1 protein-coding gene and 1 pseudogene are annotated in these 2,521 nt (G+C 68.4%); both read right to left on the bottom strand.

The window, feature by feature from the left end; all coding sequences use genetic code 11:
- Positions 1-1,601 (bottom strand): annotated as a pseudogene (locus AC1D01_RS29710) (hypothetical protein); the annotation flags it as partial.
- Positions 1,598-2,521 (bottom strand): hypothetical protein (locus AC1D01_RS29705; protein WP_477872832.1); only part of this gene is annotated, 924 nt, incomplete at its 5' end. The gene AC1D01_RS29705 and the pseudogene AC1D01_RS29710, both read right to left, overlap by 4 nt.

Here is a 2,521-nt window from a genome sequence, read left to right as displayed (position 1 = left end):
GTCGGCCACGTCTGCGTCGCCTGCCGGCCGTTCGCGTCGTAGCTCAGCGCGCTCGCAAAACTCGGCCCGTTCGCCACGGTCGTGCGGTTACTGACCAGCCGGCCCAGGCTGTCGTACACCCACTGCTGGCTCATGTCGGTGCTGGCGCTCGTCGCGCACAGCTTGCCGATGCCCATCGCGCAGTTGTCGTAGGTCCAGGTGCTGCTGTACTCCGGCTCCGTGCGCAGCGTCATCCGCCCGAGCACGTCGTACTGCATGCTCGTCTGCCCGCCGCGCTGCAACTGCAGCGGATTCTGCTGCCGCACCACCTGGCCGAGCGCGTCGTAGCGGTACTCGATCACCCCGGCGTCCGGGTCGGTCAGCTTCAGCTTGTTGCCCCGCACGTCGTAGGYGATCTGCACCGAGTTCTGCAGCGCATCCTTCGTCGCCACCAGGTTGCCGAACGCGTCGTGCTGGTGAACGATCTGCGCCCCCAGCGGGTCGGTGATGCGGATCGTGCGTCCTTCGACGCTGGCCTCCTCGCGGCGCGTGCGGCCCTGGTCGTCGGTGGTGGTGACCACCAGCGCGCCATAGGCCGTGCTCGACACGCGTGCCCGGCGGCTGCCGCGGGCACCGAAGCTCACGCCCGGCTGGCTACCCTGGTTGTCGGCGGTGTAGATCTTCAACACCCGGCCCAGCACGTCGTACTCGGTGCGCGTGAGCCCCACGTCGGCGCTGCCCGTGCTCGTSGACGAGCCGCTGTCCAGGAAGTACGGCTGCGTCTGCAGCAGCACCTGGCCCAGGTCGCCGTACTCGGTGTCGGTGACGATCAGGCGGTTCGTGCCGCCGGGTTGCGTTGCGCCATCGAAGGCCTCGGTGACTTGCCGCAGCAAGCGCCCTGCCCGGTCCAGATACTTGCGGGCGAACGGGCCGTTCTTGACGCCGTCCGCGCCGCTCGCGTCGCGCGGCTCCACGTGCGTGAACTCCAGCGCATCGACCGGGATCTCGGCCGCGCTCGGGCTCGGGCAGCCGGGGCTGTTGCTCGAGGTGTCTCCGGCCGGGTTCACGCGCCCGGCGATGAGGCAGTAGACCGTGACCATCCGCGTGCCGTCGGGGTGRATCTCGCGCGTCGTGCGSCCCAGGTCGTCGATCTCCCGACGCGCGGTCARCCCGTTCGGCTCGGTCGTGCTCAGCACSGTGCCGAAGCGCGGGTCCACCGTCTGCTTCGTCTCCTGCCCCTTGGCGTTGMTGCTGCTGCTCGCCTGGGTGTTCGGCTGGATCTGCACGGTCATGCCGCCGATCGACAACGTCTGCGCGCCATAGGTGACGCTGCTGCTGCGCGGGGTGAACAAGGCGTCGCCGCTCGCGCCGGTGCAGTTCGCCACCAGCGAGCCGGTGCGGTTGCCCCGCAGGTCATAGCTGTACGTCGTCACCACGCAGCGCTGCGGGTCGTTCGGCTCGATCGTCTCGGTGTCCACCAGGCCATCCGCCCGGTAGGTGATGCTCGTCGTGCGGGTGTAGTTGAACGGGTTGTCCACGCCCGTCACCGGCGGCAACTGGGCTTGTGCATGGGCGGAGCTCACCACCACCCACGCGATTGCTGCGAACAGGTTCTTCTTCACAGGCAGGTCCCCTTCACGATCGCCTTGCTCGTCGTCGCGGTGCCGAACGCGTTCTTCACGCTGAAGTTCACCGTGCGTGCGGTGCATCGGTCGTAGACCCACTGGAAGGTGCAACTCCCTGGTGACGCGGCCACGCTGCCGCCCACGGTGCAGGTGCTCGTCCCGGGCGTGCCTGCGTCGCTCTGGGTCGCCGCCGTGATCGTCTGCGCAGCGCTGTACGGGTTGGCCACCGTCAACGTGATCGTCGTGTACGTGGTCGTCGACGTCGCCACCGTGCTCAGGTTGAACAGTGCGCCGGGGACCGTCTGCACCACGCCGCTGGCGGTGGTCGAGCCATTCACCGTCGCCCCGACCGTGCTCACCGTCTGGCTGAAGCTCGTCAGCGTGCCGGTGGCCAGCTGCACCCCCATGTTGCAGGTGAGGCCCGGTGCCACGTTGGTACAGCTGTTGACGACCAGGCTCAGCACGGCGGGCAGATTCGACAGCCCGGTCAGCGTCATCGGCACGTTGCCGTCGTTGCGCCAGCTGATGATGTTCTGCGGCGCTGCAGAGTTCTGGTTCACCGTGCCGAAGGCCAGGCTGCTGAACGCGAGCGTCGAGACCGAACCCGTCACCGTGCCCGACACCGCCGCCGATGCGGCCCCGTTGGTGCCACCCGTGGCGGTCAACGTCTGGGCACCTTGCGGACCGATGGCGCCAGCGGAACTCATCGTGACCGTCACCGTGCACGCCGTGCCGGGATCGATGTTGCAGCTGCCAGGAGCCACCGAGTACGCACTGCCGAGGCCGGACATCGTCAACGTGGCGGCCTGGTTGCCGCTGTTGAAGAAGGTCACGGTGCCGCTCGCGGAAGCGCCGCCCTTCGATGCACTGAGCGCCGAGGCGTTGTTGGCCGAGAGGTAGACATTCGAGCCGTACAC

The sequence above is a fragment of the Rhizobacter sp. P3_B12 genome, from assembly GCF_056402895.1.
Note: the sequence above shows the minus strand (reverse complement) of the source record. Positions and strands in the feature narration are given on the sequence as shown.